The 3265-nt window shown below is 72.0% G+C and carries 3 protein-coding genes; 1 reads left to right on the forward strand and 2 read right to left on the reverse strand.

What is annotated here, in order from left to right; genetic code table 11:
• Together ADL01_RS18540 and ADL01_RS18545 are read right to left on the reverse strand one after the other, a co-directional pair.
• On the reverse strand, positions 1-822 hold an 822-nt coding region (locus ADL01_RS18540), incomplete at its 3' end, for a LysR family transcriptional regulator (protein ID WP_053743125.1).
• An 88-nt stretch (positions 823-910) separates the two neighbouring features.
• Positions 911-2242: an aminotransferase class I/II-fold pyridoxal phosphate-dependent enzyme gene (locus ADL01_RS18545; protein WP_053743123.1), complete on the reverse strand. Its 1332-nt coding sequence runs from the start codon at positions 2240-2242 to the stop codon at positions 911-913.
• Positions 2243-2288: 46 nt separating this feature from the next.
• Between ADL01_RS18545 and ADL01_RS18550 the strand changes: the two genes are divergently transcribed.
• Positions 2289-2978 carry a pyridoxamine 5'-phosphate oxidase family protein gene (locus tag ADL01_RS18550; RefSeq protein WP_053743124.1) on the forward strand — a complete coding sequence of 230 codons (690 nt, stop codon included), beginning with the start codon at positions 2289-2291 and terminating at the stop codon, positions 2976-2978.
• Positions 2979-3265: the final 287 nt, after the last annotated feature.

Below are 3265 nucleotides of genomic sequence, written 5' to 3' on the forward strand. Positions count from 1 at the left end.
CACCACGTACACATGTCGCCGCACCCGCTGCCGCAGCGGAACGATCACCACCCCCGCAGGCACAGGCCGCCGCCCCAGCAACGGCGCGATACACACACCAAGCCCCGCCGCCACCAACGCCAACTGCGTATGCGTCTCAGCCGCCCGATGCCCCACGCACGGCTCCACCCCCATGGACCGCAACGTGAACATCAGCCACTCATGACAGAACTCCCCCTCGCCCCACGTGATCCACTCGTCCTCGGCGAACTCCTCGAGATCCACCTCGCTCCGTCCGGCGAGCGGATGACCGACCGGCAACGCCACATCCGCCGGGTCGTCGAGAATCGGCGCCTTCACCAGCCCGTCGGGCAACGGCATCGGCTTGTTGTACCAGTCGAGGACGACCGCCAGGTCCAGATCCCCCCGAACCACCCCGGCGACCCCGGCAGCCGGTTCGAGCTCGCACGAGCGCACCCGCAACCCGGGATGCTCCGCGCGCAGGGTCGCGAGCGCGGCCGGGAACAGCCCGCGCGCGGCGGTGGGAAACGCAGACAGCCGCAGCTCCCCCACCACCTGCCCGCGCTGCGCCTCCAGGTCGGACTGGGCCAGTTCGACCTGGGACAGGATGCGCGCGGCATGGTCGGCGAGCAGCTGTCCGGCGTCGGTGAGCCGCACCCCCCGCCCGTTCTTGGCGAGGAGCTGCTGCCCCACTTCCCGCTCCAGCTTGGACATCTGCTGCGAAACGGCCGACGTCGTCACATGCAGCCCCGCGGCGGCCCCACTGACCGAGCCGTGCCGGGCGAGGGCGTCGAGAGTGCGCAGGCGCTCCAGATTCAACATGTAAGCAATACTAAAAGAAATAACAAACAAACCTCGCTTGCACTAAAAGATCGATGACGCGACCGTAAAACCGCCACCGCCACCCCGCTCAGACATAGCTCCGCGCCCCCACCGCCCCCACTGCGGCGGCGATCGCGTCCGCCAACGGCCCCGTCTCCGCTCGCGTCAGCGTCGCGACGGTCACCCGAATACCGGACGGGGCGTTCATGCGGAAGCGCGCGCCGGGGGCGACGGCCCAACCGGCGTGCAGCAGCCGGGCGACCGCGCCGGTCTCGTCCGGGACGGGGATCCACACGTTCAGTCCGCTGCGCCCATGGGCGGCGACCCCGCGCCGCGCGAGCGCGTCGATCAGCGCGTCCCGGCGCTGCCCGTACGCCGAGGCCACCGCCCGCGCGTCCAGCGCGTCGTCGGACCACAGCCGCACGACCGCCCGTTGCAGCAGTCGGCTGACCCATCCCGGCCCGAGCCGCTGCCGCCCCAGTACGCGGTCGACGGTGACGGCGTCCCCGGTGAGGACAGCGAGGCGCAGATCAGGACCGTACGCCTTGGCGACCGAGCGGACGAACGCCCAGTGCCGGGTGACCCCGGCCAGTGAATGGAGGGGCTGGTCGACGATCCGGTAGCCGTGGTCGTCCTCGACGAGCAGGGTCCGCGGATACTCCCGGAGCACGGCACGCAGGGCACGCGCGCGCGTGGCGCTCACCACTGCCCCGGTCGGGTTCTGCGCCCGGTCGGTGACGATCAGCGCCCGCGCCCCGGCCGCCAGTGCCTGCCGTACTCCTTCGGCGAGTGGCCCTTCGTCGTCGACGCCCACCGGGACCATGCGCAGCCCGAGCGCCGGTACGAGATCCAGCAGCCCGCCCCAGCCGGGGTCCTCGACGGCGACGGTGTCACCGGGCTTGAGGTGGACGGCGAGGACGCGCTCGATGCCGTCCAGCGCGCTGGAGGTGACGGCGAGGGGGCCGTCCGGCACGCCGTCGGCGTCGAGGTCGGCGCGGGCGATCCGGGCCAGCTCCGGTTCGACGGTGGCGTCACCGTAGAGCACCGGCGCCCGGTCACCCTGCTCGCCGGCCGCCACGAACGCCGCCGCCAGCGAGGGCAGCAGCTCCGGATCCGGGTTGCCGTGCGCCACGTCCCGCACACCCGGCGGCACCTCCACCCGGATGTACTCGCGCCCGGTGGTGGCCGGCTTGGAGCGCACCCGGCTGCCCCGCCGCCCCTGGGTCTCGATCACCCCGCGTTCCCGCAGCGTGCGATAGGCGGCGGCGACGGTGTTGGGATTCACCCCGAGCCGCTCCGCCAACTCCCGCATGGGCGGCAGCAGTTGTCCGGGTTCCAGCTCCCCGGCGCCCACTGCGCGCTCGACGCTGGCGGAAATCTCTGCCGCACCCCGACCATGGATCGGATATTCTCCTAGCACAACACCGATTATGCACTAGTGCAATAGCTACCGCAAGGAGACCGCGATGTCGGGGACCGCCCAGGACGCACCCACCGCACAGGACGACACCTACGCCCCCACCGACCGCACGGTCCCCACCCGCTCCGCCGACCGGGCCTCGTACGACAAGGAGTCGGTGCACGCGATCCTCGACGAGGGCTATGTGTGCCACCTCGGATTCGTCCGGGACGGCGCCCCCGTCGTGCTCCCGACGCTCTACGGGCGGGTCGGCGAGCGCCTCTATGTGCATGGGTCGACGGGCTCGCGCCCGCTGCGGATGACCGGCCAGGCCGACCCCGGCCTGCCGGTCTGTCTGACGGTCACGCACGTGGACGCGCTGATCCTGGCCCGGTCGGCCTTCCACCACTCGATCAACTATCGCTCGGTGGTGGTCCACGGCATCGCCCACCAGGTGACGGACCCCGACGAGAAGCGCCTGGCCCTGGACGTCCTGGTCGACAACGTCGTAGCCGGCCGCTCGGCGGACTCGCGCCCCGCGAACGCCAAGGAACTGGCCGCCACCGCCGTGGTCCGCATCGACCTCGGCGAGGTCTCCGCGAAGGTCCGCACGGGCGGAGTGAACGACGAGCCCGAGGACCTCACCCTCCCCCACTGGGCCGGCGTGGTCCCCCTACGCAAGGGATACGAACTCCCGGTTGCGGACGCCGATTTGGCGCCCGACACCCAGCTCCCCGACTACCTCGAGGCCCTCTGATCCCGATACTGATCCACCCGTGGGATGCGCCCGCGCGCCGACGCGGAGTAGCAACAGTGGCTCTCCGTCCACGACTTCGGCCGGCTTGCGGCCAACGGCCCACCGGGCGAGGCGCCGTACGTCCAGCCACTGCACGTCGCGTACGACGCCGAGCGCGCCGCCCGCCCGGCCCCCGCCCGAGCCGCCCACACCGGCGATCCCCCGCGCGAGCGCTCCCAGCACACCCCTGGCCCCCACTCGTCAACGCTCCCGGGCGCCGGACCTCAGCCGACCGCCCTCTCCACTTC

The sequence above is a fragment of the Streptomyces sp. NRRL WC-3618 genome, assembly GCF_001280005.1.
Taxonomy (GTDB): domain Bacteria; phylum Actinomycetota; class Actinomycetes; order Streptomycetales; family Streptomycetaceae; genus Streptomyces.

Coding starts and splice junctions, on each gene's coding strand:
- ADL01_RS18550 (WP_053743124.1), top strand. CDS start 2,289: ATGTCGGGGACCGCCCAGGACGCACCCACCGCACAGGACGACACCTAC.